Below are 25,942 nucleotides of genomic sequence, written 5' to 3'. Positions count from 1 at the left end.
GGTCGCGTCCGATGATAGACGAATCTGCCGCCGGGGAGGCCGCGAAGGAACAGATTCACGCAATGATCGGATTGCAGGACTGCCCAAATCTGGCATGGCAAGAAAACTGAGGGGTTCGCGACCTTTAATGCGGGCCGGACATGTTCTGCGGGGAATCAGACAGGTATTACTGCCGTCGGAGAACACTTTTGTGCAGCGATTCGGTCGGTTCTGCCGATCTTTGCCCGAACAGCCCGTCGCGTTGCGGCCTGTTGATTGAATCCTCACGCGTCGGGTTGTGAACTCGAGTGAATCAACAGGCCAGTTGTGGAGGGTGCGGTCATTTCCACACGGACAACTGCACTGAAACCGGGGCAACCGGGCAGAAACCGGGGGGTCGCCCTAGCAGCTTCCAAGACAATCCGATATGCTTCCCCGCTTCGTTTTTCGAAAATCACCATCCAACCAGTGTTGATGCCCTCATGGGAAACAAAATCAAAACGCACAAAGGGACCAAGAAACGGTTCCGCCTGTCGGCCACCGGCAAGGCAATGCACCGTCAAAGCGGTACAAGCCACTTGGCCAAGGGTTTGAGCAAAAAGCGTCGTCGTAACTTGCGTGGAACCACCTCCGTCGCCGTGTGCATGGAACCGACCATTCACGCAGCTCTGAACGGCCACAGTTACTGATTCGACCGGACTTTCACTTCATTTTCCACCACGGAATCCTACGGCCACCTGGTTGGGCGGAACTTCGGAGATCGAGCGGTCGCGTTGACCTTTCTTTCTGCCGGGGCCTGAATCAGGACGACCCGAAAGATCACCCCAGCATTTAGGAATTCAATTCGATGCGTACGACCAAAGGTGCCGCTCGCCGGCAATCCAAGAAGCGTCTGTTCAAACGAGCCAAAGGTTTTCGCGGTGGCCGCGGGAATCTGACGCGTACCGTCAAAGAGACCCTGCTCCGTTCGGGCGCGTTCGCATTCCGCGATCGTCGCGTCCGCAAACGTGAATTCCGCAAGCTGTGGATCATTCGGATCAACGCTGCCGTCAAGCAACATGGGTTGCGTTACAGTGAGTTCATTCACGGCCTGAACAAAGCCGAGATTCAACTCGATCGCAAATCGTTGTCGGAAATGGCGATTCATGACGCTGCCGGCTTCAAGCAAGTTTGCGACAAGGTCAAAGAGACTCTGGCTGCTTAAGTCGCCATCATGTCACTTGATCCATTCCTCTCTCGACTGGACCAGCTCCAGTCGGACGCTGAATCCGCGTTCGCGTCCGCTTCCGATGCGGCCGCGCTCGAGGAGGCTCGCGTGGTGTTTTTGGGGGCCAAGAAAGGCCAGCTCAAAGACATTCAGAAGATGCTGGGCGGAATCGAAAAGGCGGACAAGCCTGCCGCGGGTGCCAAGCTGAATGCGGTCAAGTCGGCGATCAACGTTGCTTTTGAAGACGCTCAGCAGAGCCTTTCCGGTGGGAGCGATTCCGGGGCGGACCCGACCTTCGACCCGACGCTGCCAGGCACTCGCCCGTCATTGGGCCACATTCATCCGATCACGCAGACGATCAGTCACCTGACGGAGATCATGGGGCGGATGGGATTTGAGGTCGCCGAAGGACCCGAGGTCGAAGACCCGTGGCACAACTTCGTCGCCCTGAACATTCCCGAAGATCATCCCGCTCGTGATCCGCTGGACAATTTTTACCTGGCGACCGCGAAAGATCCATCGGGCAAAAGTTCGGTGAGTGCTGGTGATGAAGGCTCGCAGTTGCTGCGAAGTCAAACCAGCACGGTTCAAATTCGTGTGATGAAGCAGGTTCAGCCGCCGATCCGAATCATTTCGCTCGGCCGTGTCTATCGGCCCGACGCACCGGACGCGACGCACTTCCCGATGTTCCATCAGATGGAAGGGTTGCTCGTCGACACCAACGTGACGATGGCCAATCTGAAGACTGTCCTGCGAGTGTTCGCGAACAACTATCTCGGCGAAGACGTTGAGATTCGCTTCCGTCCCTCGTTCTTTCCGTTCACCGAACCCAGCGTCGAAGTCGACTTCTTGTGGAACGGAACGTGGATCGAATTTGGTGGCGCCGGGATGATCGATCCCAACGTGTTTGCCGCCGTTGGCTACGACCCTGAAAAGGTCAGCGGATTCGCATTCGGTCTTGGCGTCGAACGTCTGTGCATGCGGCGTCATGGAATCACCGACATTCGCGATTTGTACAGTGGCGACTTGCGATTCTTGAAACAGTTTTAAGTGGTTGGTGCGAGCGAGTCTTCGCTGGAGTGAGTTGGCTTCCGGCGAGCAGCTTGCCGTCCGAATTCTGGCGAATCCGGCTACCGGGTGTCACTCGTGTTGAAACACGGTCGACGCCAGATTCCGTGATGCTTCCTGTGATTTTCACTCCCTCCGACTTCAACTTCTGCCCACTTCGCTCTCATGCTTGTTTCTTGGAAATGGTTGTCGCGATACGTCGACCTGACGCTGCCGCACGATGAGTTGGTTGATCGGCTCAGTCTTTCGGGCCTGAATCACGAAGGCAGCGAAACGGTTGACGGCGATGTCGTGATCGATCTGGAAGTCACCAGCAATCGCGGCGATTGTCTGGGCCATCTCGGTGTCGCTCGAGAAATCGCGGCGTTGACGGAGCAGAAACTCAAGATCCCAGCGATTGAGTACCAAGAGTCCGGCGCGGCAGCGGATGAATCGCTCGCGGTTGCCAATGAAATGCCCGAAGCCTGCCCTCGCTACACCGCTCGCGTGATTCGCGGCGTGAAGGTGGGCGACAGTCCTGAGTGGCTGCAGGAATCGTTGAAGTCCGTTGGCATTGGGGTGGTCAACAATGTCGTCGACGTCACGAACTACGTGATGATGGAATGCGGCCAGCCACTGCATGCGTTTGATTTGGCGAAAGTCAGTGATGGCAAGATTGTGGTTCGCGCCGGCCGAGACAAGGAGCAGCTCGAGGCCATCGATCACCGCAATTACGACCTGAATGATTCGACTTGCGTGATCGCGGATTCCTCCGAGGCATTGGCCGTTGGTGGCGTGATGGGTGGAGCTTCCTCGGAAGTCACCGAAGCGACGACCGAGATCGTCTTGGAAGCCGCCGAGTTTGTGCCTTTGTCGGTTCGCCGCACGGCTCGTCGATTGAAGTTGCACAGCCCATCGTCGTTCCGATTTGAACGTCGCGTGGATCCAGTCGGGATTGATTGGGCCAGTCGCCGGGCCTGCCAGTTGATCACCGAGATCGCCGGCGGATCGGTTGCACCGGGGGTCATCGACACCGCTCCCGAAATTCCTGCTCGTGAGACCGTGTTGCTGCGTCCCAAGCGTGTTGCGGCACTGTTGGGTTTGGAAATCGAGACCGCGGAACTGGACAAAATCCTGCGTTCGCTCGGTTGTGAGGTTTCCGCGTTCGCCGATGGCTTGCAATGTGTCCCGCCAAGCTGGCGTCATGACCTGACTCGTGAGGTGGACTTGATCGAGGAAGTCGCGCGGATTCACGGCTACGACAAGATTCCCGAGGACTCCCCGATTCCGGTGGCTCCCAGCAGCAAGCGTCGTTTTGACACCGCGATGGAACGCATTCGTGGCGTGTTGACAGCGTCCGGAATCAGCGAAGCGATGACGCCCAGTGTGGTCACCGAAAAGCTCGATTTGATGGTCTCGCCGTGGACCGAACTGCCTGCCCTGCAGACTCGCACGACGATGTTGGAAGGTGCTCGCACGTTGCGGCGATCACTGATCCCAAGTTTGTTGCAAAGTCGCGCCGCGAACTGGGCTTCGGCCAGTTTGGTCGCGGATTTGTTCGAGATCGCTCACGTTTACTTGCCCGCGCCCGCGGGAAGTGACAGTGCGTTGTTGCCGGACGAGACCTATCACATTGGTCTGATCGCCGGGGAAGACTTCTTCTCGCTCAAGGGCACGATTGAAACATTGTGCGATCGCCTGGGCATTCCTGGCGAGCTGACCGTCCGTCCCGTGGATCGCGATGGGTTTGCCAAGGGCGGCGCGGTCGAGTTGTCGCTCGTCAGTGACGATGGCGAGGCTCCCCTGCAGTTGGGCTTCTTGGGATTTGTTGATGACAAGTTGGTCAAGCAGTGGAAGTTGACCGGGCGCGTTGTGGCAGCGGAGTTGTCAGCGGACGTGCTGGTCAATGAATCGCGATTGGTGCCACAGCAACAAGCGGTCAGCCCGTTCCCATCGATTCAGCGTGACCTCAACTTGGTGCTGCCTGAGTCTGTGCGTTGGAATGAGCTTTCGGTTCTGGTTCGCAAGGCAGCCAAGGAGCGTTTGGCGGATTTGACTTACCGGGAAACCTACCGCAACGAAAAGGTCGACGGCCCCGACAAGAAACGCGTGCTGTTCTCGATGGAATTGCAAAGCCAAACGGAGACACTCAGCGGCGGCGACGCCGATGCGATCATCAACGAGTTGGTCGCGTCGTGCGAAAAACAACTGGATGCCGTGTTGCTTCGTTAGGTCGCTCTCCAAATTCCGTAGGTCAGGCCCCGCCTGGCATTGTGATTGGCCGGCAGGTTTGGGGCTTGATGGCGGTGTTGCTGGTCGCCTCGCTTTGTTCCAAAGCATCGGCTGGGTGCCAGGTAATGACCTGGCCTACTTCGATGCTGGTCTCTGCTTACAATTTAAAATTGTCAATTGAACCTTTTCAATTCCCAAGTCTGAATCGTTGCAAGCGTAGGCCAGGCCCCGCCTGGCGTGGTGATTGGCTGGCAGGTTTGGAGCTTGATGGCGGTGTTGCTGGTCGCCTCGCTTTGTTCCAAAGCATCGGCTGGGTGCCAGGTAATGACCTGGCCTACAACGGTGCTGGATCTCTGCTTGCGATTTTGTAATTTAAAATTGTCAATTGAACCTTTTCAATTCCCAAGTCTGAATCGTTGCAATCGTAGGTCAGGCCCCGCCTGGCATTGTGATTGGCTGGCAGGTTTGGAGCTTGATGGCGGTGTCGCTGGTCGCCTCGCTTTGTTCCAAAGCATCGGCTGGGTGCCAGGTAATGACCTGGCCTACTTCGATGCTGGTCTCTGCTTGCGATTTTACAATTTAAAATTGTCAATTGAACCTTTTCAATTCCCAAGCCTGAATCGTTGCAATCGTAGGCCAGACCCCGCCTGGCAGCGCGATTGGCTGGCAGGTTTGGAGCTTGATGGCGGCGTTGCTGGTCGCCTCGCTTTGTTCCAAAGCATCGGCTGGGTGCCAGGTAATGACCTGGCCTACTTCGATGCTGGTCTCTGCTTGCGATTTTGTAATTTAAAATTGTCAATTCCCAAGCCTGAATCGTTGCAAGCGTAGGCCAGGCCCCGCCTGGCAGCGCGATTGGCTGGCAGGTTTGGAGCTTGATGGCGGTGTTGCTGGTCGCCTCGCTTTGTTCCAAAGCATCGGCTGGGTGCCAGGTAATGACCTGGCCTACAACGGTGCTGGATCTCTGCTTGCAATTTTACAATTTAAAATTGTCAATTGAACTTTTTCAATTCCCAAGCCTGAATCGTTGCAGTCGTAGGCCAGGCCCCGCCTGGCAAGGTGATTGGCTGGCAGGTTTGGGGCTTGATGGTGGTGTTGCTGGCCGCCTCGCTTTGTTCCAAAGCATCGGCTGGGTGCCAGGTAATGACCTGGCCTACTTCGATGCAAATGCATCAACATCAACCAACCCGCGCCCTCTCTGGCTCGCAAACCAGCCTCTTCATCCAGCGTCACCCTCTTTCAGTCGTTACATTCGGTCCAGCCTGCCTGGAAAACAAATGAATTCTTGGCGGAGAGCTCCTCGGCTTCCATTGCGGGCTAGGGTTTCAGGCAGCGTACGCTGCCGAATTCGGGTGACATTGAGGTCGGATCGAACAAGAAATTTCCCTGGGAGGTAGCAGCGTGTTTTTTATGGTTGGTTTGATGATGGGTGTCGGCTTTTATGCCGTGCTCAAGGTTCTGGTCGGGTGTTTGTACACCGTTCGGCCGGATCAACGAGCGGTGGTCACCACCTTTGGGGCAGTGAAACGCCTGGGGGCAGGTTCTGATGGTCAAGCTCTCTCCGATGATGAGCGTGAACGTTACGAGTACCCGCAGGTCGAGGTGATTGGACCCGGTGGGCCCTACTTCAAACTGCCATGGCAGCGAGTTCACAAAGTCAGCGTGGCAACGCAAACGGTGGACCTGACTTGGGACCCTTCCAAGGCCCAGAGCACGATCGAAGCCGTGACCAAAGACAACCTCACCACGGGAGTCAACGGCCAGATTCGCTACCGGATCAGCGAGAACAACCTCTACCCGTATCTGTTTGGGGTGGAGAGCCCACTTGAGCATGTGATGGGCTACTTTGTCTCGGTGTTGCGTGAGCGGATCGCGAACTTTGTCGATCCCAAGGGGCAGAGCTTGTTGGCCGATGCCGTGGCCGAAACCGAAGCGATTGCAGGCACGGGCGACGGCGATCTGGAATCAAAATCGAGTGCCGTGGAGCTTTCCGAAGGCGTTTCGATCAACGATCTGCGGAAAAACCTGCCGCTGTTGAACCAGTACATGGAAGAACAGTGTCGTTCGACGACGGGGCGGTATGGCATTGAACTCGATGCCGCATTGATCACTGAAATTGATCCTCCCGCTGAAGTCGACCGGGCTCTGTCCGCGATCAACAGCACACGCAACCAAGTCGCCGCCGACATCAGCACCGCGCGTGCGGATTCGGAGCAGCAGATCACGATGAGTGCTCGTGCAGTGGAAATCGCGACCAACAACGCGCAAGCCGAGGTGGCACCTTTGCATGAGCTTGCTGGCACGTTGATCAGCATCAAATCAGAGGGCGGATCGGATTGCTTGAAGGCTTACCTGCGGAACCTGCGAGTGCCGTTGTTCAAACGCACCGAACGTATTTATCAAACCGAATCGAAGATTGAAGGGAAGGCATAAGATGGATGTTCTTGGTTTTGTTCCCGGCATAGTGTTCGGGATGATGTTGATTCCGATCTTGCTCGGTTTCGCCCGCTTCTTTGGTTTGTATTGCTGCGTCGCCGAGTGCGAGTCGCAGGTGTTCACGTTGTTCGGCAAGGTGCTGGGCGAGATCAAAACGCCTGGGCTGCAATTTCCTTTGGTGCACTTTGGTGCCAAGGCGATGTTGATCCCTTTCTTTGGGAAGAAGTACGTCGTCGACACGGCGCTGCGTCAGCACTACTTGCGCAGCCAGATGGTCAACTCCGAAGAAGGCACACCGATGGGAGTTGGGATTTGGTACGAAATGCAGGTCCAAGATCCAACCGCGTTCTTGTTCACCAATGCAAACCCGGACGGGTCGTTGCAAGCCAACGTGACCAGTTCGACGATCTCGACGCTCAGCAACCTTGAAATGGAAAAGATGCTCGAGGATCGGCACAGTCTTTCCCGAACTGTCCGGCAGGCGGTGTCGCCTCTGTCAGAAAAGTGGGGCTATCGGTTGGGTTCGGTTTACATTCGAAAGGTCGCCTTCACTGACCGGCATATGGTCGAGAATATCACCGAGAAGGTCGTCAAGCGATTGGTTCAGGTGACCAGTGCGATGAAACAGGACGGTGAAAACCGTGTGGGTTTGATCAAGAGTGAGACCGCGCTGAAGGTGTCGAGTAAGATGGCGGAAGCCGCCGCAGCGCGTCCCAGCGTGGTGGGTGAAAAACTGAACGAGATCGCCAAGCGAGATCCTGAAATCCTGGAAGCAGTGCTTCAGGTGATGGAGGCTGAAAACTTGCTTGAGTCGGGTGCTTCGGTCAGTGTTTTGCCAAGCTCGGCGAATGTTTTGATCCAAGCCAATTGAGCTTGCTCAGAGAGACTGCCCAACCCGCGATTTGAAATTCGATGCCGTTCACTCCGACTCATGTTGCAGCGGCGATTCCAATCGCGTGGTTGGCAAAGTGGCGTTTGCCCTTTTCGGCTCTCGCGATCGGGTGCATGGTGCCTGACGCGGGCGTTTTCTTCCCGATGCTGTTTGACTACGAATCGTTTCACAGCATCCGCGGGCTGTTCATCGACTGCGTTCCGGTCGGCGTGGCGGTGTACTTCGTTTACCACTTGCTGATCAAGCAGCCCGCGGTGGAGTTGCTGCCGGGGCCGTTGCGGACTCGGGTTCGACCGATCGCGGATCGCCCGGTTTCGGTCGAGTGGCAATCCATTCTTTTGGTTGCCATCTGTGTTCTGGTCGGCGCGTCGACGCACGTGTTTTGGGATTCGTTCACGCACCAACATCGCTGGGGATCGATGATCGCGTTGCCGTTTCTGTCATCTGAAGCGTTCTCGTTGTCCGATCGCAGCGTGCGATGGTACGCGGTGGCCCAGCACTTGTCGTCGCTGTTCTTGTTGCCGCCGATGGGCGTGTTCGCTCTGAGGTGGTTGTGGAAGCAACCGGCCGGTGCACCGGAGCCCAAGCGAACTCGCATCCCGGACTTGGTCACGTTGTCGGTGATGGCGGCGGCGTGTTTGATGATGTTGGTTCATGCATCGTGGGTGTACGCCGTGCATTCGGACTACGGCGTCACGTTTGCGCTTCGCCAGAGCGTGATGATCTTCGGTGCGTTGATGATTGTGACGCTGGTTGTTTACAGCGTCGTCATGCACGCGATCTGGTCGCGAGCGGAGGCATCCTCGCCGGACGGTCAGTCGCCCTCGTGAGAGAACCGGTTGCAGGATGGTTTGCATCTTGCGTTCTGGTTGGTGATATCTGCATGGCTTGAGGTTGGCGGCTTTTCAGTGCTGATCCAGCAGCGTCTTGAGAACCACGCCCGTTGGCAACGGGCGAGTCGAGTTTGCTGTAGGTTGGCCACTCTTGGCCGACATCCGCAACCTGGACGGGCAAGAGTGCTCATCCTACATGCGTTAAGCAGGTCGGCAGGAGTGATCAAGCACAACCATGTGAGCCGTTTGGGCGTTAGCCCCGGTTGTGCGTGAAAACCGTGGCTAACGCCAGCGGCTCACATACCCGATGACACCTGCGTACCTGCTTAGAACCTCGTTGACGACTCAATCGGCAAGCCGAAGAAGGAGCGGCGGAAAGCGAGATTTATGGGGGAGGGTAAACTACGTCGCTTCCAATGCCCGACCCCCTCCCTCGCGTCCGCCGATTGAAGTTTCGATTTTGCAGTCGGTTTTGTTGGCCAACGGCCATCATCATCGAAGCCAGGGGCATCGCCCCTGGGATCGAGAACGAAGGGGAATTGGTTGGCCAACGGCCAACATCAACCCACGCGCTTTGGGTTGAACTTGGCCGTTGGCCATTCGACGAAAAAACGCAACTTCAAAACGTAGGCCTGAACGGCGTCGCGAGACCTCTCCCGATACTGCGTTTCGGGAGAGGTATGCCGTTCGGGAGCCCGCCGAACAGCGGCACAAAAAAACTCAGGACGTCTCTCGGTGGGGGACCACCGAGCGACAGGTTCTGGGCGAGGGATCAGTCGTTGACGATCAATCGTTTCGCCGTTCGCGCCAGTTCCAGGAACTCGGTTCGTAGCCCGTGCTCGTCTTCGCCTTTGGCGGCGGTCGCGGTGGCGATCACGTCGTCCATTGTCCAGGTTCCAGCGTGGGTGCTGTTACGAAGTTGCATCCCAAAACCGGCGACCGCGGCAGCGAATTGGAAGTCCGCGTCGGCCTTTTCAAAGGGCTCGCTCTCGTTGACCAGCGGGAAAGTGAGCTTCTCGCTGACGTCGCCTTGCGGGGGTTTGTGACGAATCTTCAACGTCAGGATTTCCTTCGTCGCTGACTCGTTGGAGTCCTCGGGGTCTTGAGGTTCGGTTGCTTCCTCGGAATCTTCTTCGTCACCGGGGTGGTACTTCAGCGGATCGACATCGGGGGCGATGGAGTCAGGAAGCTGACCCACTGGAGCGATCTCGTACAGAGCCGTCACTCGGTGGCCGGCTCCGATTTCACCGGCGTCTTTCTTGTCGTCGTTGAAGTCTTCCTTGGCCAAGATCCGGTTTTCGTACCCAATCAATCGGTAGGCCGAGACGACCGCGGGATTGAATTCGACTTGGATCTTCACGTCCTTGGCGACCGTGAACAGCGTGCCGGTCACTTGATCCGCCAACACCTTTTTCGCTTCGGAGACGGTGTCAACGAAAGCGTAGTTGCCCGCACCGGAGTTGGAGATGCGTTCCATCATCGCGTCGTTGTGATTGCCCATGCCGAATCCCAGCACCGTCAGTTCGGTGCCCGATTTGGATTGGCGAGTCGCTTCGGCCACCAGTTGATCGGTGCCGGTCATGCCGACGTTGAAGTCGCCATCGCTGCACAGGATCACTCGGTTCACGCCGTCCTCGATGAAGTTCTCACGAGCGGTTTGGTAAGCGAGTTGCAAACCGGCACCACCGTTGGTGCTGCCGCCAGCCGACAGAGCCGACAGGGCTCGGACGATCTTCTTCTTTTGCTTGACCGGGGTCGAGTTCAGGACCAGCCCCGACGATCCCGCGTAGACCACGATCGCCACACGATCTTTGTTTTTCAGTTGGTCGAGCAGCACCTTCATGCCTTCGATGACCAATGGCAGTTTGTTGGGACGCTTCATCGATCCGCTGGTGTCGATCAAGAACACCAAATTGCAACGCGGACGTTCTTTGCGATCGATGTCTTTGGCTTGGATACCAACTCGGACCAAGCGATTGTTTTCGTTCCAAGGGCACGAGGCGACCGCCATCGCGGAAGAGAACGGCACCGGATCTTCGGCCGATGGAGGCGTGTACTGGTAGTCGAAGTAGTTGATCAGTTCTTCGATGCGGACCGAGTCGGGGCGAGGCAGTTGGCCACGTTGCAGGTAGCTGCGGACTTTCGCGTAGCTGGCGGTGTCGACGTCGATGGAAAACGTGCTGAGCGGATGCTCGGTCACACGTCGGAATTCGTTCTCGGTGATGGGATCGAATTTGTCACCGGATAGGCCGGGACCCTGGCCTTCGCCGTCCGCAACCGGATCGCCGGGAACGACTTCGATTGCTGGAGCGGGAGCAAGTTCAGAGGGAGTGAGAAGTTTGCTCTTGAGCATGCGATCCCGTGCACTGCGGAATTCTACTTGCTGACGCCTAAGCTGATCCGGAACGGGAGCCACGGCAAAGTCGCCCACCACTGGTTTGCCAGCAGATGGCTCATCGGAAGCTGGCTGTGCTTCATCCTTGGGGACAACGGGCGAGGCGGGAGCCTCGGCAATCAGGGAGCCACTTTCACGAACAAAGCGAGGATTCGCAATGCCGTCCATCGAGTCCCCTCCCATTCCGCCGCCCATCATTCCCATCCCCATGTCGTCCATTGCCGGGCCAGCCATCTCCATGCCGCCCATTCCCATCGTGGAGTCCATCTCCATTCCTAACCCTAGATCGTCACTTCGCTTGGCTCGCCGTGCCCTTGCAGTCGTCTCATTCGCCGAAGACTGCGAGGATTTGGCAATCTCTTGGGGACGTGCATCCAGATAGGTCGCTTCGGCGGCGGGTGACGTTCCGGAGACACGACTGGCGGACTGCCAGCCAAACGGCTCGCTATCGGTTTTCTTTTCGGCTGGCATTGATTTGGCAGCCGATCCGCCGAATGGTTGGTAGACCATTTCGGCGTCTTCGAGTTGCAATTCGTCATTCATCACCATCGTCTCCGACATTTCAGGACCGGATTGGTCCGCGGACATCGCTCCCACGGTCGGGTGCTGGTGAGACGCTGTTTCGCGGGCGGTCTGGACCGCTGGAATGGAAAGTCCAGCCAGGATCCCAACAATGCTTGCTGCGACCGCAAATTGGACCCATCGGGATTGGAACCAGGCGGTGCCAGCCGCTGAGCCGGCGGAGACTGGAGCTTCGTCGGCTGGAGCCGTTTCGCTTTCGCGAACGATGCTTTCGACGCGGTTGGATTCCAGTGGTGGGACCGCGGCGGATTGGAAGAACGACTCGACTTGCTCGGTGACCGCGCGAGCTTCCTCAACGGCGGTGGCGAGTTCTGGGTTGGCGTTCATCTCTTGGGTGAACTGCGCGGCTTCGTTCTCAGGCAGTTCGCCCAGGACGAAAGCGGTGACGCGAGGGTCGTCCCACGGAGGAGAAGTGGATGAATTGGACATGATCGATGATCCGATGACGGAAGAATGAATTGGAAGAAGTGGTCAGGCTTCAGGTGACGGCCAGGCCATCGCGAAGCGACTTGACGGCTTGATGAAGATGAAAGCCGACGTTGCTGACGGTCATGCCGGTGACGTCAGCGATTTCTCGGTAACTCAGTCCAGCCTGCATTCGAAGCTGGATGACTTCGCGTTGTCGGGGCGACAGCGTTTCAATCGAAGCCGCGATTTGCTCGTGGGCCTCGTGGTCTTGGGCCACCGCGTCGGGGCGTGGGGCGGGATCGATGACGGCGACGGCGTCAGGATCCAGTCGGTCAGGGGATCGTTTGCGTTGCATGTCAATCACTCGTGAGCGGCAGACGGTGAACAGCCAGGGCGCCAAGCGGTCGACCAAATCGTCCGGCCGTTTGCGACACAATTGCAAAAACGTTTCTTGCACGGCGTCTTGGGCGGCGGTGCGATCCGCCAGCATCCCGGTGGCGTAGGCCAACAAAGGACGCTGGAACTGGTCGACGACCTCGGCGATCCACTCGGTATTCCGAGTCCCAGAAGAATCTTGTCCGGACGAATCCGGTTCAGACGCTTCTGGATCGACGAGGTCCTCGGCCGCGGAGGTGGAGGCCGGATGACTCATGGCGGTTCATTGCGAGAGGAAGAAAAGGGAGGCGAACCATGCCGCCTCCAAGGACTCAACGAGTGGGGGGCGGGTTTCTTAGGACGACGGCAAAAAAAGATTGAGGGTGTTCAGGGGATCGCCATCACTTGGTTGTCTGCCGGTGGAGATTGAAAAAGTTCAATTGACAATTTGAAATTGCAAAATCTTGGTTGGGAGGCCAAGGATTCGGCGTTTTGGCGGCCAGTTGTTGCTGCCGTGCTGATCTAGCCGATGTTCGCCCAGGGGGCGTTCACCGAATTTAAAATTTGCAATTGTCAATTTAACTTTTTCAATCTTCGCCACTGCCGTGTTCCCCAGGCCCCTCAACCCTGAAAACAGCTCCTCTCGACGATTTAGCGGTTCGACTGCTATGGTGTGCGGTCTCTTTTAGCAGCCTGCTTCCCCACCCACCGGCCATTTCGCGGATTCTGTCGTGATATTGATTCTGAAAAACGGCGCGACCGACGATCAGATCGACCATGTGATCCAAAAGGTCGAGTCGATGGGGTTCCAGACGCACCTCAGCCGCGGGACGTTTCGCACGATCATCGGCATGATCGGTGACGAGAGTCTGACCACGGAACAACAGCTCCAATCCATCCCCGGCGTGCACCAAGTCATTCCCGTTTTGCCACCTTACAAATTGGCCTCCCGAGAAGCTCATCCTGAATCCAGCGTCATTGACGTGTCGGGAGTGAAGATCGGTGGAGGCAACCTGGCCATGATCGCTGGGCCCTGCAGCGTCGAAGATCGCGACCGGATGATGCGGATTGGCGAGAGTGTCGTGAAATCAGGTGCCAACCTGTTTCGCGGGGGAGCTTACAAGCCACGGACCAGCCCCTACGCGTTTCAAGGCTTGGGCGAGGCCGGCCTGAAAATCTTGCGGGAAGTGGGCGACGCGTTTGGCGTGCCGGTCGTGACCGAGATCACGGACCCACGAAACGTGGAGTTGGTGGCGGAGTACTCGGACATGCTGCAAGTCGGTGCCCGCAACATGCAGAACTTTGTGTTGCTGACCGAGGTGGGCAAATCCGAACGCCCCGTGTTGCTCAAACGTGGGATGGCCGCCACGATCCAAGACCTGTTGATGAGCGCTGAGTACGTGCTGTCGCAGGGCAACCCGAACGTGGTGCTTTGCGAACGTGGGATCAAGAGCTTTGATCCCTCCACTCGCAACCTGTATGACGTCGCTGCCGTGCCGGTCGTCCAAGGTCTGACGCACCTGCCGATCATTGTCGATCCGTCGCACGCGACGGGCCGGCCTGATTTGATTCCGCCGTGTGCTTTGGCGGGATTGGCCGCGGGTGCCGATGGCGTGCACATCGAAGTCCATGACTGTCCCGAAGAAGCCAAGAGCGATGGGGCGCAAGCCTTGTTGCCTGAACAATACAACGAGATCGTCGAGAAGATGGCCGCGATGGCTGAGCTGCTCGGCAAAACGATTTCGCCCCTTCCGAATTCAACCACTAACAACACCCCGCCAACTGAGGCCCTCGCGTGAGTCGTCGCATCCTGATCGCTGGTAACTGGAAAATGAACATGCGTGCCGAGTCTGGCGCGTCGCTTGCCAAAGGCATTGTCGACGCGGTTGGCAAGTCGCCCGCAGTGGAAGTCGTTTTGTGCCCCCCGTCGCTGTACCTGAGCAGTGTGGCGGATGCCGTCGCTGGGACTCCTGTCGAACTGGGCGCTCAGAACCTGTACGCCGCCGAAGACGGTGCCTTCACGGGCGAAGTCAACGCGTCGATGCTGACCGACGTCGGTTGCCGATTTGTGATCTTGGGTCACAGCGAGCGTCGCCAACTGATGGGCGAAACCGACGCTTGTGTCGCGAAAAAGCTGCACGCCGCGTTGGCTGGCAACTTGGTTCCGATCGTGTGTGTGGGCGAAACGCTGGAACAACGCGAAGCGGATGACACCGAATCGGTCATCGAAACGCAAATTCGCGGCTCGCTGGAAGGCTTGGACGAGGCACGTGCTGCCAGCATCGTCGTCGCTTACGAGCCTGTTTGGGCAATCGGCACCGGCAAAACGGCCAGCAAAGAGCAAGCGGAGGCCGTTCACGCCTTCATTCGGGGACTTTTGGGAAAAATGTTCTCGACCGAAGTCGCCGAACAAATCCGAATTCAGTACGGTGGCAGTGTGAAACCGGGCAACGCGGAAGAATTGTTGTCCCAACCCAACATCGACGGGGCTCTTGTCGGTGGTGCGAGCTTGAAAGTGGATGATTTCGCTGGAATCATCAAAGCGGCTCCATCCGCCTGATCCGACCTCGTTTTCGTTCCCTCAACCTATCCATTTCAACGGACTGTTCGCCGTGAGTGTCGCTTTCGATTCTTTGCTCCAACACACCTCGTTGGTCAATCAACTCGTCCCCACCCTGCCCTTGGCCTCGTTCATGAGCGTCGTGTTGGGCTGGTTGATGGCGTTTTTGTCGGTGTTTTTGATCTTGTTGATCTTGATCCAACGCGGCAAAGGCGGCGGATTGACCGGAGCCCTGGGAGGTCCCGGCGGTCAGTCGGCATTCGGCAGCAAGGCCGGTGACACGTTCACCGTCATCACCGTGGGCACCGCCGCGGTTTGGGCCCTGGTTTGCGCGTTTGCGATGTACCAACTGGGAGCTCACGCCCCAGCGGTTGCTGACACCAATGACTCGCAAATCCAGTCCGGTCCTGGCGACGATGTTGAAGACATCACCAGCGGATTGGTTGTGCCAACCGGCGACGATGGAGAGGTCGCGTCGGGAGTCGGTTCGATCGGAAGTTTGTCCTCGGGCGATGCCGAAGTGGCCGAAATCGAAGCCGCTGTTGAAACCGAGGCGGTTGAGGAAGCTGCTGCAGAGGCCGATGCGGCTGTCGAAGAAGCTGAGTCGACCGAAGCCGAAACCACCTCGGACGAGGAAGCTCCGTGACGCAGGCGTCCCTCAGCACGCAGGCAAATCTCTCTTCACCGCAGGGCGGGTCGCCGTACCCGTCGCTGCGCAGCATGACTGGCCAAGGTCGAGGTGAAACGTCGGGTTCCACTGGTTCCGTCGTCACCGAGATCCGTTCGGTCAACAATCGCGGCCTGAAAATCATTCTCCGCACCAGTGATTCGGTGTCGGAGTTCGAACCGAAGATCGAATCGTTGGTGCGACAGCACTTGCATCGCGGCAGCGTGACCGTGCAGGTTCGCTTCACGCCCCCGCCCGGGGCCGATTTGCCTCGCATCAACGCAGAGGCGGTGCGGTCCTACGCGGAACAATTGGCCCAAGTGGCGGATTCGTTGGCAATGGGCGCTGCGGTGACGTCCACGAACATCGATTTGGCGCAGCTGATGCAGATGCCAGGTGTGTTGGAATCGCCTTCCTCCGCTTCGCAGGGGCGTTCAGAAGATGCCGAGGCTTCGCTCGCCAAGTGGGTGTTGATTCAGGAAAGCGTCGAATCGGCGTTGGATCGGTTCAAGCAGATGCGATCCGACGAGGCCATTGCGATGGCCGAATCGATCGAGCAAGACATGACGCTGATCCAGACGCGCTGCGAGGAAATTGCCAAACGCAGTCCCCAGGTCGTCGCTCGTTACCAAGAGCGGCTTCGCGAACGCATTGAAAAGGCGTTGGCGGAGAACGGCTTGTCGGTGGGCGATCCGGTGGATTTGATTCGCGAAGTCCAGTTGTTTGCAGATCGCTCGGACATCAGCGAGGAGCTGACCCGGTTGGGCAGCCACTTGGGGCTGATGCGAGGCGTTCTGGTCGGCGACTCCGATTCAGGGGCGGCCGACGCGACGCCCAGTGATTCGGCCAGTCGCGGGGAAGCTGTTGGCAGGAAGCTTGATTTCATCATTCAAGAACTCAATCGCGAAACCAACACCATTGGCAGCAAGGCCGGGGACGCGGAAATCGCCGAGCATGTGGTGGAGATCAAATGCGCGATCGAACGCATGCGTGAACTCGTGCAGAATCTGGAGTAGCCGTCGGAATGAACGATCCATCCAACCAACACGCCGACGAAACCACCCATCCAGGGAGATTGGTCATCGTTTCAGGTCCCAGTGGCGCGGGAAAATCGACGGTTGTGAAGCAATTGATGAAACGCTGCGACGTGCCGTTGCAACTCAGTGTTTCCGCGACCACTCGCCAACCGCGTCCGGGAGAAATTCACGGCAGGGACTACTTTTTTCTGTCCCACGAAGAATTCGAGCGTCGTCGAAAAACGGACGACTTTGTGGAATGCAAGCAGGTTTTCAGCCTGGGACAGTGGTACGGAACCCTGAAAGATCAAGTTGCCACTGGCCTGAATGCCGGGAAATGGGTAATTTTAGAGATCGATGTGCAAGGTGCGATGGCGGTCCTGGATGATCCGCATTATCGCCCCGTGACGATCTTTGTGCATCCTGGCAGCATGGAAGAGTTGGAACGACGGTTGCGAAATCGTGGCACTGAATCAGAATCTGCCTTGATTGCTCGACTGGAAACTGCTGCGGCTGAGATGCAATGCATGAGCCGCTATCAATACGAAATCATCAATGAATCGGTTGACAATGCTGTCACCGAAATTTGCCAGATCTTACTGGATTAAAGGAAAACGACGCCGTGCTCGAAGAACTGAAAGAAGAAGAAATCGTCAACAAGATCGGTGGCCGTTTCAAACTCAGCACCCTGATCCAAAAACGACTCGTCCAGCTCAACCAGGGCAGCCGTGCGTTGGTCAGCGTGGACACACACGACAAAATGTCGATTGTGCTGCAAGAAATCGTGCAGGACAAAATTTTCCTGAACATGGAAAACGAAATCGAAACGGTCGGCGATCTCGATGCCATCGTGGCTGCCAGCGAAGCCCCTGAGCTGGATCCGTCGGACTTGTAATGGAACCTACGGCGCAGCGGATTCTGTTAACAATCGGAGGCGGAATCGCTGCGTACAAAGCGGCCGACCTGTGCAGCAAATTGGCTCAGGCCGGTTATCAGGTTCAGGTCGTCACCTCGCGGGCGGCCACCGAATTCATCGGCGACGCCACTTTGGCGGCGCTCTCTGGTCGCCCGGTCGTTCACGATGTGTTCGACCCCCGTTTCCCGCTGGGCAGCCACATTGAGCTGACACGGGAAATCGATGCGATGATTGTGGCGCCGGCGACAGCGAATCTCTTGGCTCAGTTTGCCCACGGGATGGCGTCTGATCTGATCAGCACTCTGTATCTCCAAAACACCAGCCCAGTGTTGTTGGCACCCGCGATGAGCGATCCGATGTGGAACCACCGCGCCGTTCAGCGGAACGTGCAGACGCTTCGCGAGGATGGTTGTCATTTGGTCGGGCCGGAAGACGGTTGGCTGAGTTGCCGTGTCAAAGGCACCGGTCGAATGAGCGAACCGGTTGATCTGTTGCTGGCATTGGAGTCGGTGCTGAAAGATCACTGCTGAAATCGGTGAACCGTGTTCTTCGAGAACCCAGGTCTGTGATCCCGAAATCGTGCTCTTTCGATTCGTGCGACAATCCGTCACCCATGAAATCGGTTGCAGAGACTTTTGGGAATGACATGGCAAACCAGATCTTTGGCACAATTCTGGTGGAGGATACCGACTAGGATTGAATGGTCGTTTCCTCGAGAACCGATCTTTTCTATACGGCTGAATCCTCCCGGAAGCAGCAACCATTTTCGCGAAACGATCGCCACGGATCGCAAGTGAGCCTGGAGTTTCCGGCGTTCGAACGGTTCAATGATTGTATCTGGCTTGGGATTGCCCAGGCGAGTTGCACTGCGTCTCGCGTTTCACCATCGAGTTATTGAATAGCTTTCATGACGGTCCACGTTTTTGGTCACCGCAATCCTGACACGGATGCGATCTGCAGTGCTTTGGCCTACGCTGATTTTCTCCGCCGAACGACTCGCCCCGATGCCGTCGCGGCATGCTGCGGTCCGCCCAATCAACGGACCGAATTCGCGTTGCGAAAAGCGAAGCTGGCGGCTCCCAAAATCATCATGGATGTCCGGCCGGAGTTGGAGGACATCTGCAATCGAGACGTCGTGGTGGCACGCACCTCGGATGTGTTTTACGAAGTCTACGAACGAATGGACGAGCATGAACTGCGGGCCATTCCAGTGTTGGACGACAACGATCAATTGATCGGATTGGTCACGTTGTTGGATCTGTTGGAACTGGTTTTTCAGGGCGGCGTGGACCCCTACCGTTCGCGCGAAGTTCACACGAACCTCGACAAAGTGGTTTCGGTGTTGGGCGGATCGTACCAGCACTCCGTGGATTCCGGCCTCAACGAGGACATGATCCTGACCGTGGGGGCGATGAGTGCTGGCGGATTCTGTGAGCGGATGAAGCAGTTTCCTTCGGATCGGTTGTTGGTGGTCAGTGGTGACCGTCCGACGATTCAGTTGCCAGCGCTCGAAATGGGAGTGCGTGGGTTGGTGGTGACCGGCGGTTATCAGTTGTCCAGCGGGTTGATGGAGCTTGCTCGCGGTCGGGGCGTGACGGTCATCAACAGTCCCTTTGACACAGCCACGACGACGATGCGGATCAAAGCCGCTCAGTTGATTAAAGAGGTCATCACGCGAGATTTCCTGGCGCTTTCGGCCAAGCTGCCGGTTGCCGCGGCCAAGCAGCAAATTTACCGCTCGGCACAAACGGTCTTTCCGGTGGTCGACAATCAGAAACTGATTGGGGTGCTGAGCAAATCCGACATGGTTCATCCGCCCCGGCCGCAGTTGGTGTTGGTGGATCACAACGAAATTGGGCAGGCGGTCGAGGGAGCGGAAGATTCTGACATCGTTGAAGTGCTGGACCATCACCGTCTGGGAGGTTCGTTGAAGTCCACTGGGCCGATCCGGTTCATCATGGATCCGGTGGGATCGACGTGCACCTTGGTGGCACGCATGTTCCGGCAGGAAGGTTTGAAGCCGGAACCCGGGATGGCGCTGTGCATGGCTTCGGGGATCATCAGCGACACGTTGTATTTGCGGTCGCCGACCACCACCGATGTCGATCGCGATTTGTTGACTTGGTTGCAGGAATTCTGCACGGTGGAATTGGCTGACTACGCCAATGAGTTCTTCGAAATTGGTTCCGCGCTTCGGTCTTGCACACCGGACAAAGTGGTTCGTGAAGATTGCAAGCAATTCGAAGAGAACGGGCGTCGATTCTCGATTTCGCAAATTGAAGAAATTGGTTTGGATCTGTTCTGGGAACGGCAGGCAGAATTGAGTCAGGCGTTGGTCCGCCTTTCTGAAGAGGAGGGCCTGGAGTTTTCGGCATTGTTGGTGACGGATATCTCGAGCAACGGGAGTTTGTTGCTGATGAGCAGCGAGCCCGAGGGTTGGGAGGAGATCAATTACCCTCAGCTCGAGGATCGGTTGTATAAATTGGACAACGTCGTCAGTCGCAAAAAACAGTTGTTGCCTCTGATCAGCAGTCTGCTGGAGCATTCTCCCGAGCCCACGTGAATCCAACATGCAGTTCCGCATCGTTCATTTGATCTTGGCGTTGACTTGGGCTGCGATTGTTTTCGCATTGGTCCGATTTCACATGGTGTTTTGGGTGGCACTCTGCCCGGCGACCATCGGGCCGTTGGCCGGCAGGGCCGCATCAGGAACCCTCGAAGGCATGGTCCTCGGGCTTCTGTCGACGATGTTTTGGTGCTTCCTCGCGTCGGTTTTCACAGGCATGGTGGTCACCTCATTTGAGGTCGGGGCGTCTCTCCAAGGCTCGGGATGGGACACACCGGTGGGGCTCATCATCGGTCTGGCGGGTTTCTATTCTCTGATCAGTTTGTTTGCTGGGTACATTGGTGGTCGCATTGCGATCGCGTGAATTGGCGGATGCGATCGTTGGCGTGATGTTCCAGCCCAAGTTCCCCTTTCCTTTGTTGCGAGGCTGAAGATGGCTCGATGGCCCGGTGTGAAGCTCTTTGATTTGTCCGGTCGGTCCGCGCTCGTCACGGGAGGTTCCAAGGGCCTGGGCGAAGCGATGGCGGCGGGGCTCGCATCGGCTGGAGCGAACGTCTGTTTGGTCAGTCGCAATGAGCAGGAAGCGTCCGAGGCGGCTCAGAGGATCGCGGAGGAATACCCGGTGGAGGCGATCGGCATCGGAGCGGATGTGACCGTCGAAAGCGATGTTGCCGAGATGGTGCGGCGATGCGTCGACCAGTTTTCCAGGTTGGATGTGTTGATCAACAGCGCTGGGATCAATGTGCGGGGGTCCATTGATGAGCTGACGCTTGAACAGTTTCGGCAGGTTCAGGCAACGAACGTCGACGGCATGTGGTTGTGCTGCAAGCACGCCAGTCAGGTGATGAAGAAGGCTGGTGCCGGGCGGATCATCAACCTGGCCAGCACACTCGGATTGGTGGGCTTGGCCAATCGGACGCCCTATGCATCCAGCAAAGGTGCGGTGGTGCAAATGACGCGTGCGTTGGGTTTGGAGTTGGCGCCTCACAACGTGACGGTCAATGCGATTTGTCCCGGACCGTTTCTGACGCCGATGAATGTTCCCATCGCTGAGTCGGAAGAGGCCAAGCGATTCATCGTGGGGGCGACGGCACTGGAACGTTGGGGAGAATTGCAAGAAATCCAAGGGGCGGCAATTTTCCTCGCCAGCGACGCGTCGAGTTACATGACCGGCAGCATGCTGACGGTCGATGGCGGCTGGACGGCACGCTGACTTGGAAACCCGCCGCGTGCGCAAGGCATTTGGTGTTGGCTTGGAGGCCTTCGTACGGGGGCTCAACCCCGGGGGGATGTTCGGCGACAGTGCGGCAAACAACTGTCGTCGCTCCGCGACTGAGGAGTTGTATGTCGTGGGCGTGTGACCTTGGGTTGAAAACCCAAGGCTTTCGGCTGCCGTCGCTCCGCGACTGGTTGAGTGGGGCGTGATGATCGAACAACCGCGGAGCGGTGACAGTTGTCAGCCTCGGGTTTTCAACCCGAGGTCTTGGATGTCACCCTCTCGCTCGACAAGCCGCGGAGAAACTATGTAGGGGGCAGGTCAGAGTGGAAAAGATTTGGCACACTCGTTGGGACGTTTAATAGCTTTTGAAACAATCCACAACGAGGTACCAAATCCATGTCCAAGTCTATCATGATTGGCTGCGACCTTCACGACCGCAGCATGCTCCTTCGCTACGCCGTCGGCACGCAAGTGCCCCAGCAACTTGCCCACGAAAACAATCCATCGGGACGCCGAAACATGATCGCGCGGATCAAACGGCTCGCTGACAAAGAGCGGTGCCAGCGGATTGTCTTTGCATACGAAGCCTCCGGGCTCGGGTTCGGGCTCTCCGACGAACTGCACGAAGCGGGCATCGAATGCTACGTCCTTTCGCCATCACTGTTGCCCACCACCCCGAAGTCCGCCAAGCTCAAGACGGATGCCAAGGACGCTCAAATGCTATTGGAACAAGTCCGTGGTCACGTTTTAGCCGGTAATTCGCTGCCGGTCGTCTGGACACCACCCCAGCGACTTCGTGATGACCGGGAGCTCGTCCGGGCTCGGATCGACGTCGGCGACGAGCTGACTCGCGTCAAACTGAAAATCCTCTCGGGGCTGAAACGACGCGGCATCACCAAGCCGTCGTGGTATCAAACACACTGGACCAAGCGATTCGTTCGCTGGCTGCGAGAAGACGTGATCGCTCAGATGGATTCGGTCGTCGCCGCGACGTTCGAGCGACTAGCGGATCGTTACGAAGCCTTCCGTCAGGAACAGACCAAGCTCGACAGCGCGTTGCGAAAACTATCGGGCGAATCGCGTTACGCCGCTGCTCATAAAAAGCTGCGTGAGATTCCTGGTGTTGGGCTGTTGACGGCGATGACGTTCCTGACCGAGATGGGTGACCTGACGCGGTTCAGCAATCGCCGGCAAGTTGGTGCGTATTTGGGGCTGGTTCCTTCGAGTCATGAAAGTGGTGAGAGTGACAATCGCAAAGGCCGAATCACGCGTCAGGGGCCTGCCAGACTTCGCAAATTGCTCTGTCAAGCGGCTTGGGTATCGATCTCGCGGAGTGAGTCAGCGGCGAAGGACTACCATCGCATCAAACAGGGCCAAAGCAAACGAACCAAGAAAGCACTCGTGGCGATGATGCGGAAGCTCGGGGTGGTGATGTGGCATCGTGCCTTGGAGTGCGGTGTGTCGAGCGAACTACTCGGGCGGAGCGGCCCAGTTGATCTTCAAGAGGCTTCGAGGATGCAAGCTGCCTAGAAGAGAGAACGACCACCGTGCGATGCCACTGAATCCGCAATTGAAGTTGAACCACATCCAACAACCGAACCGTCACCTGCTAGGAGAGGAATTTTCGTCACAGGGTTGATGCTTGAAGTCTTTTGAAGAGATTCCCGCATTGGCCAAGAGTCCTTCGAGAGTCGCGATCGAATCGTCGCTGGGTCCTCCCCGTCGCGGAGAATGATCCGGCTCTCACTTGAATCACCCGCTTTGCGAAGCGAACTCGTTTACTGATCTGACGGCAATCCTGTCACGATCGAATAGCAGCTTGCGATGCAGATCGGAATCTCCCAGCGAGATCCAAAATTCACCCTTGACGAAAAAACCTACATAGCAGCGGCGACAGGTGGCGCGCGATGCGATGGGGAGGATTGAAAAAGTGAAATTGTAAATTGTAAGTTGTAAAATCTGGGCGGCGTCGACGGCGACGTAAATCGGGGGATCGTTTGGCGAGGAGTCTTGCTCCGGATGGGGCTGCCGCCGCGAATGCCGCATTGGCCTCGCTCACGCGTCGGGTTTCCATTTCGACGGGCTGGGAAGGCCTTCGTACGGGGGCTCAACACTGGGGGACGTTCGGCGACAGTGCGGCAAACAACTGTCGTCGCTCCGCGACTGAGGAGTTGTATGTCGTGGGCGTGTGACCTTGGGTTGAAAACCCAAGGCTTTCGGCTGCCGTCGCTCCGCGACTGGTTGAGTGGGGCGTGATGATCGAACAACCGCGGAGCGGTGACAGTTGTCAGCCTCGGGTTTTCAACCCGAGGTCTTGGATGTCACCCTCTCGCTCGACAAGCCGCGGAGCGGCGACAGGTGGCGAGCGATGCGATGGGGAGGATTGAAAAAGTGAAATTGAAAATTGTAAGTTGAAAACTCTAGGCGGCGTCGACGCGAATCGGGGGATCGTTTGGCGAGGAGTTTTGCGCCGGATCGGGCGGCTTCCTTTGCTCGGCGCGGAAGCCCCGAGACCGAGCTCAGCGGCGGTAGGAATGAACCCCGACGTCGGTCAGCAGCGTTCCCATCGCCCGGCTGATCTGGACCAAAGACACGCTGTAGTTGGTTTGGTCAACATGCAATTGCCGTTGGGATTGCAGGAGTTCTTCGCTCGCGTCGATCAAGAACTCCAGTTGGATTTTTCCGGCGTCATAGAGGGCTCGCGAGGATGCCAGGCGGTCTTCGCCGGCTTGGACGCGAGCGAGTGAATTCTGCAGGGCAGCGAAACTGGATTGGCTATTGGAAATCGCATCGTGGATCTCATAGGTCACCGCGTGCTGTTGCTCCTCCAGGATGGAGCGTTCGCGATGGAGTTGCAGGGTGGCGTTTCGGACGGCCGATTTCGCTTGCCGACGTTGAGGGGCCACGCCCATCTCAACACCGAATTCCCACTCCGTGTGGTCCAACGAAAAAAGGTCGTCTGCGGCGCTGGCGAATCGCGGTCCTCCGCCGGTCAGATCGTCACCAAACCCTCGCATTCGGGTGCGACCGATCATGTCCAATCGTGGGAGCAAGAAGTTCTTGGCCGCGACGAGCCGGAGGTTTTGTTGCTGGACTTGGAGGCGTTGGCGTCGGAGTTCGGTTCGGTGCTGGAACCCGCGGGCAACGCTGTCTTGGATTGCAAATTCAAATGGGGCGGTCGTGAATCCATCGGCTGGTCTCAGCAATCTGCCATCCGCGATGGGCAGGCCGATCATCCGCCGGAGTGTTCGTTCCGCGTTGCGAATTCCTGTGTCGCCTGCGCTTCCGCCCAGTGCAATCTCGGCTTCGCGTTGGTAGCGATAGTACTGGGCTCGGGTTTGGGCTTCCTTGTAAGCCTCGCCGCCCATCAGTCCGGACTGTTGCTTTGACAGAACCGTTTGCCAGATCTCGTGCGAAATGTCGCGAGCATGGCAAATGCTGGCGTACGAATGATAGAGTCGCTGAAGCTGCCAGTACGTGGTGTAGAGTTCGAGAAAGTAGTCTCGCAATTGGATTTCAAAATCGGCTTGGCTGATTTGAGTGTTGATCTGGGCGATCCAAATCCCGTTTGAGAAATTCAGTCCCGGTCGTGCGTTGGGGCCCGCGATCAGGTTGAAGGTTTGCCCAGCTCCTTGCAGCAACGGTTGCCGGACTCCCAGTTCCAGTTGCGTTTCCCAGTAGCTTGGGAACGAGTTGCCCGCTCGGTTGTTGCTGTCGTACTGCTGAATCGATTGCAGGTCCCACTGGGTGCCCCAGGTGGTTCGCTTGGTCCAGCCGGATTGGAATTGAGCGTAGTCCTGAAGCAGTTCTTGGACTTGCCCTCCCAACGTCGCGTTGTTGAAGACGCGGTCATTGTTTTGGGTGGTCAGCGAGGCATTGAGTTGGCTATCGAATTCTGCCAAAGCCGCTTGTGGGCCGAACATCGGGTCGGAGGCTTGGATGGCGGTGTCGTACGCCGTGGTGACCGAGGCCGGTGCTTCGAGAACTCGCACGCCAAGCGACCGGATGACATCGCTGTGTTGCAAAGCCAACGCAATCATCTCGGCTTCGGTCAGGTCCCAGAACTCGGGTGCCTTCGTGGGATTCAAAGTCTGCTTGGAGAACGCTGCCTCGACCGGTGTCCGCGATGCAGTGGCGGATTGGTTGGAGACGCTTGCCAGGCGGGTGTGATCGGCGGAGCCCAATCGCATCGGTCGCCGCGCGTTCTGGTTTCCGGCAAAGGGATCGCCGAGATGAGTGGGGGACGGTTGGAAGACGCCATTCCTGGCTTTGTCACTGGTGCTGGGGGACGCCTGGGTGGCAGAGGGAGTTCCCAGTTGGGCTGCGGATGCGAGGCGTTGATCAGGCGTGGGGCGGTTGGAGCGACATCCCAGGGATGAGATTGTCAGTGCGAGTGCCACGCTGGAAAACGCGAACATGCCAGCCCAGCCACCGCGAAAGCGATGGTCGACGCACAGCGATGACGGGTGGCGTTGCAAAGGCATGCGTGGACAGACGGTCGGGAAACCTACAAACTTGTGGGACGCACTCGAAACCAAACTCTGTCGTGTTATCGTCGTCCGGCGAACACGCCAGGCACTTTGGACCGCGATGCGTGTTCATTCGTCACGACCGT

General features: G+C 57.5%; 25 protein-coding genes and 3 pseudogenes. 18 read left to right on the top strand and 10 right to left on the bottom strand.

Annotated elements, in window-relative coordinates; genetic code table 11:
* Positions 1-461: 461 nt before the first annotated feature.
* The 4 genes from rpmI to pheT all read left to right on the top strand — a co-directional run bounded on the left by rpmI (position 462) and on the right by pheT (position 4,465).
* Positions 462-668, top strand: a complete 207-nt coding sequence (gene rpmI / locus UH5x_RS11280) for a 50S ribosomal protein L35 (RefSeq protein ID WP_047815032.1) — start codon at positions 462-464, stop codon at positions 666-668.
* Positions 669-826: 158 nt separating this feature from the next.
* Positions 827-1,183 carry a 50S ribosomal protein L20 gene (rplT, locus tag UH5x_RS11275; protein ID WP_047815031.1) on the top strand — a complete coding sequence of 119 codons (357 nt, stop codon included), beginning with the start codon at positions 827-829 and terminating at the stop codon, positions 1,181-1,183.
* 9 nt (positions 1,184-1,192) lie between these two features.
* Positions 1,193-2,236 carry a phenylalanine--tRNA ligase subunit alpha gene (gene pheS / locus UH5x_RS11270; protein ID WP_047815030.1) on the top strand — a complete coding sequence of 348 codons (1,044 nt, stop codon included), beginning with the start codon at positions 1,193-1,195 and terminating at the stop codon, positions 2,234-2,236.
* A gap of 183 nt (positions 2,237-2,419) precedes the next feature.
* Entirely contained in the window at positions 2,420-4,465 is a 2,046-nt protein-coding gene (gene pheT, locus UH5x_RS11265) for a phenylalanine--tRNA ligase subunit beta (RefSeq protein ID WP_482635708.1), read from the top strand.
* A 22-nt stretch (positions 4,466-4,487) separates the two neighbouring features.
* Here the strand turns inward: pheT and UH5x_RS11260 are convergent, their stop codons facing one another.
* From UH5x_RS11260 to UH5x_RS11230, 7 genes and pseudogenes are all read right to left on the bottom strand, one after another.
* Positions 4,488-4,568 carry a hypothetical protein gene (locus UH5x_RS11260; protein WP_482635967.1) on the bottom strand — a complete coding sequence of 27 codons (81 nt, stop codon included), beginning with the start codon at positions 4,566-4,568 and terminating at the stop codon, positions 4,488-4,490.
* Positions 4,569-4,638: 70 nt separating this feature from the next.
* Positions 4,639-4,767, bottom strand: coding sequence for a hypothetical protein (locus UH5x_RS11255; RefSeq protein ID WP_482635707.1), 129 nt, complete (start codon positions 4,765-4,767; stop codon positions 4,639-4,641).
* Positions 4,768-4,799: 32 nt separating this feature from the next.
* The gene (locus UH5x_RS11250; protein WP_482635966.1) at positions 4,800-5,057 is read right to left on the bottom strand and encodes a DUF1589 domain-containing protein; all 258 of its coding nucleotides are present in this window, start codon (positions 5,055-5,057) and stop codon (positions 4,800-4,802) included.
* Between the two features lie 156 nt (positions 5,058-5,213).
* Positions 5,214-5,384, bottom strand: a pseudogene (locus tag UH5x_RS11245) (hypothetical protein); the annotation flags it as partial.
* A pseudogene (locus UH5x_RS11240) lies at positions 5,344-5,436 on the bottom strand (DUF1589 domain-containing protein); the annotation flags it as partial. The pseudogenes UH5x_RS11240 and UH5x_RS11245, both read right to left, overlap by 41 nt.
* Positions 5,437-5,454: 18 nt before the next feature.
* On the bottom strand, positions 5,455-5,583 hold the full coding sequence (locus UH5x_RS11235) for a hypothetical protein (RefSeq protein WP_482635706.1): 129 nt from the start codon (positions 5,581-5,583) through the stop codon (positions 5,455-5,457).
* A gap of 7 nt (positions 5,584-5,590) precedes the next feature.
* Positions 5,591-5,635, bottom strand: a pseudogene (locus tag UH5x_RS11230) (hypothetical protein); the annotation flags it as partial.
* A 237-nt stretch (positions 5,636-5,872) separates the two neighbouring features.
* On the opposite strand from UH5x_RS11230, the gene UH5x_RS11225 reads away from it, so the two are divergent.
* Genes UH5x_RS11225 through UH5x_RS11215 form a run of 3 tightly spaced genes read left to right on the top strand, consistent with a single transcriptional unit; the run spans position 5,873 to position 8,620 of the window.
* Positions 5,873-6,895, top strand: coding sequence for an SPFH domain-containing protein (locus UH5x_RS11225; RefSeq protein ID WP_482635965.1), 1,023 nt, complete (start codon positions 5,873-5,875; stop codon positions 6,893-6,895).
* Between the two features lies 1 nt (position 6,896).
* Positions 6,897-7,769, top strand: coding sequence for an SPFH domain-containing protein (locus UH5x_RS11220; protein ID WP_047815026.1), 873 nt, complete (start codon positions 6,897-6,899; stop codon positions 7,767-7,769).
* Between the two features lie 41 nt (positions 7,770-7,810).
* The gene (locus tag UH5x_RS11215) at positions 7,811-8,620 is read left to right on the top strand and encodes a DUF4184 family protein (RefSeq protein ID WP_482635705.1); all 810 of its coding nucleotides are present in this window, start codon (positions 7,811-7,813) and stop codon (positions 8,618-8,620) included.
* A gap of 775 nt (positions 8,621-9,395) precedes the next feature.
* Here UH5x_RS11215 and UH5x_RS11210 read toward each other — a convergent pair.
* Complete coding sequence (locus UH5x_RS11210; RefSeq protein WP_482635704.1) at positions 9,396-12,029, bottom strand: YfbK domain-containing protein; 2,634 nt, start codon at positions 12,027-12,029, stop codon at positions 9,396-9,398.
* A gap of 49 nt (positions 12,030-12,078) precedes the next feature.
* Positions 12,079-12,660, bottom strand: coding sequence for an RNA polymerase sigma factor (locus tag UH5x_RS11205; protein ID WP_047815023.1), 582 nt, complete (start codon positions 12,658-12,660; stop codon positions 12,079-12,081).
* A 454-nt stretch (positions 12,661-13,114) separates the two neighbouring features.
* On the opposite strand from UH5x_RS11205, the gene aroF reads away from it, so the two are divergent.
* The 11 genes from aroF to UH5x_RS11150 all read left to right on the top strand — a co-directional run bounded on the left by aroF (position 13,115) and on the right by UH5x_RS11150 (position 22,857).
* Entirely contained in the window at positions 13,115-14,182 is a 1,068-nt protein-coding gene (aroF, locus tag UH5x_RS11200) for a 3-deoxy-7-phosphoheptulonate synthase (RefSeq protein WP_047815022.1), read from the top strand.
* Complete coding sequence (gene tpiA / locus UH5x_RS11195; protein ID WP_047815021.1) at positions 14,179-14,943, top strand: triose-phosphate isomerase; 765 nt, start codon at positions 14,179-14,181, stop codon at positions 14,941-14,943. Before aroF ends, tpiA begins: the two co-directional genes overlap by 4 nt.
* A gap of 52 nt (positions 14,944-14,995) precedes the next feature.
* Positions 14,996-15,589, top strand: coding sequence for a preprotein translocase subunit SecG (gene secG / locus UH5x_RS11190; protein ID WP_482635703.1), 594 nt, complete (start codon positions 14,996-14,998; stop codon positions 15,587-15,589).
* A 74-nt stretch (positions 15,590-15,663) separates the two neighbouring features.
* A complete protein-coding gene (locus UH5x_RS11185) occupies positions 15,664-16,626 on the top strand; it encodes a YicC/YloC family endoribonuclease (protein ID WP_482635964.1) in 963 nt (320 codons plus the stop codon).
* 8 nt (positions 16,627-16,634) lie between these two features.
* A complete protein-coding gene (gmk, locus tag UH5x_RS11180) occupies positions 16,635-17,234 on the top strand; it encodes a guanylate kinase (protein ID WP_482635702.1) in 600 nt (199 codons plus the stop codon).
* Positions 17,235-17,248: 14 nt separating this feature from the next.
* Positions 17,249-17,521: a DNA-directed RNA polymerase subunit omega gene (locus UH5x_RS11175; RefSeq protein ID WP_047815018.1), complete on the top strand. Its 273-nt coding sequence runs from the start codon at positions 17,249-17,251 to the stop codon at positions 17,519-17,521.
* On the top strand, positions 17,521-18,072 hold the full coding sequence (locus tag UH5x_RS11170; RefSeq protein WP_482635701.1) for a phosphopantothenoylcysteine decarboxylase: 552 nt from the start codon (positions 17,521-17,523) through the stop codon (positions 18,070-18,072). The genes UH5x_RS11175 and UH5x_RS11170 overlap by 1 nt, the downstream gene beginning before the upstream one ends.
* Before the next feature lie 377 nt (positions 18,073-18,449).
* Positions 18,450-20,105 (top strand): putative manganese-dependent inorganic diphosphatase, encoded by a 1,656-nt coding sequence (locus UH5x_RS11165; RefSeq protein ID WP_047815016.1) that lies wholly within the window; start codon positions 18,450-18,452, stop codon positions 20,103-20,105.
* Positions 20,106-20,112: 7 nt separating this feature from the next.
* Entirely contained in the window at positions 20,113-20,472 is a 360-nt protein-coding gene (locus UH5x_RS11160; protein ID WP_047815015.1) for a hypothetical protein, read from the top strand.
* Between the two features lie 69 nt (positions 20,473-20,541).
* The gene (locus tag UH5x_RS11155; protein WP_482635700.1) at positions 20,542-21,321 is read left to right on the top strand and encodes an SDR family NAD(P)-dependent oxidoreductase; all 780 of its coding nucleotides are present in this window, start codon (positions 20,542-20,544) and stop codon (positions 21,319-21,321) included.
* Positions 21,322-21,723: 402 nt separating this feature from the next.
* The gene (locus tag UH5x_RS11150; protein ID WP_482634308.1) at positions 21,724-22,857 is read left to right on the top strand and encodes an IS110 family RNA-guided transposase; all 1,134 of its coding nucleotides are present in this window, start codon (positions 21,724-21,726) and stop codon (positions 22,855-22,857) included.
* A 989-nt stretch (positions 22,858-23,846) separates the two neighbouring features.
* Here the strand turns inward: UH5x_RS11150 and UH5x_RS11145 are convergent.
* On the bottom strand, positions 23,847-25,811 hold the full coding sequence (locus UH5x_RS11145) for a TolC family protein (RefSeq protein WP_047815013.1): 1,965 nt from the start codon (positions 25,809-25,811) through the stop codon (positions 23,847-23,849).
* Between the last annotated feature and the right edge of the window lie 131 nt (positions 25,812-25,942).

Source organism: Rhodopirellula sp. UH5, assembly GCF_056839225.1.
Note: the sequence above shows the minus strand (reverse complement) of the source record. Positions and strands in the feature narration are given on the sequence as shown.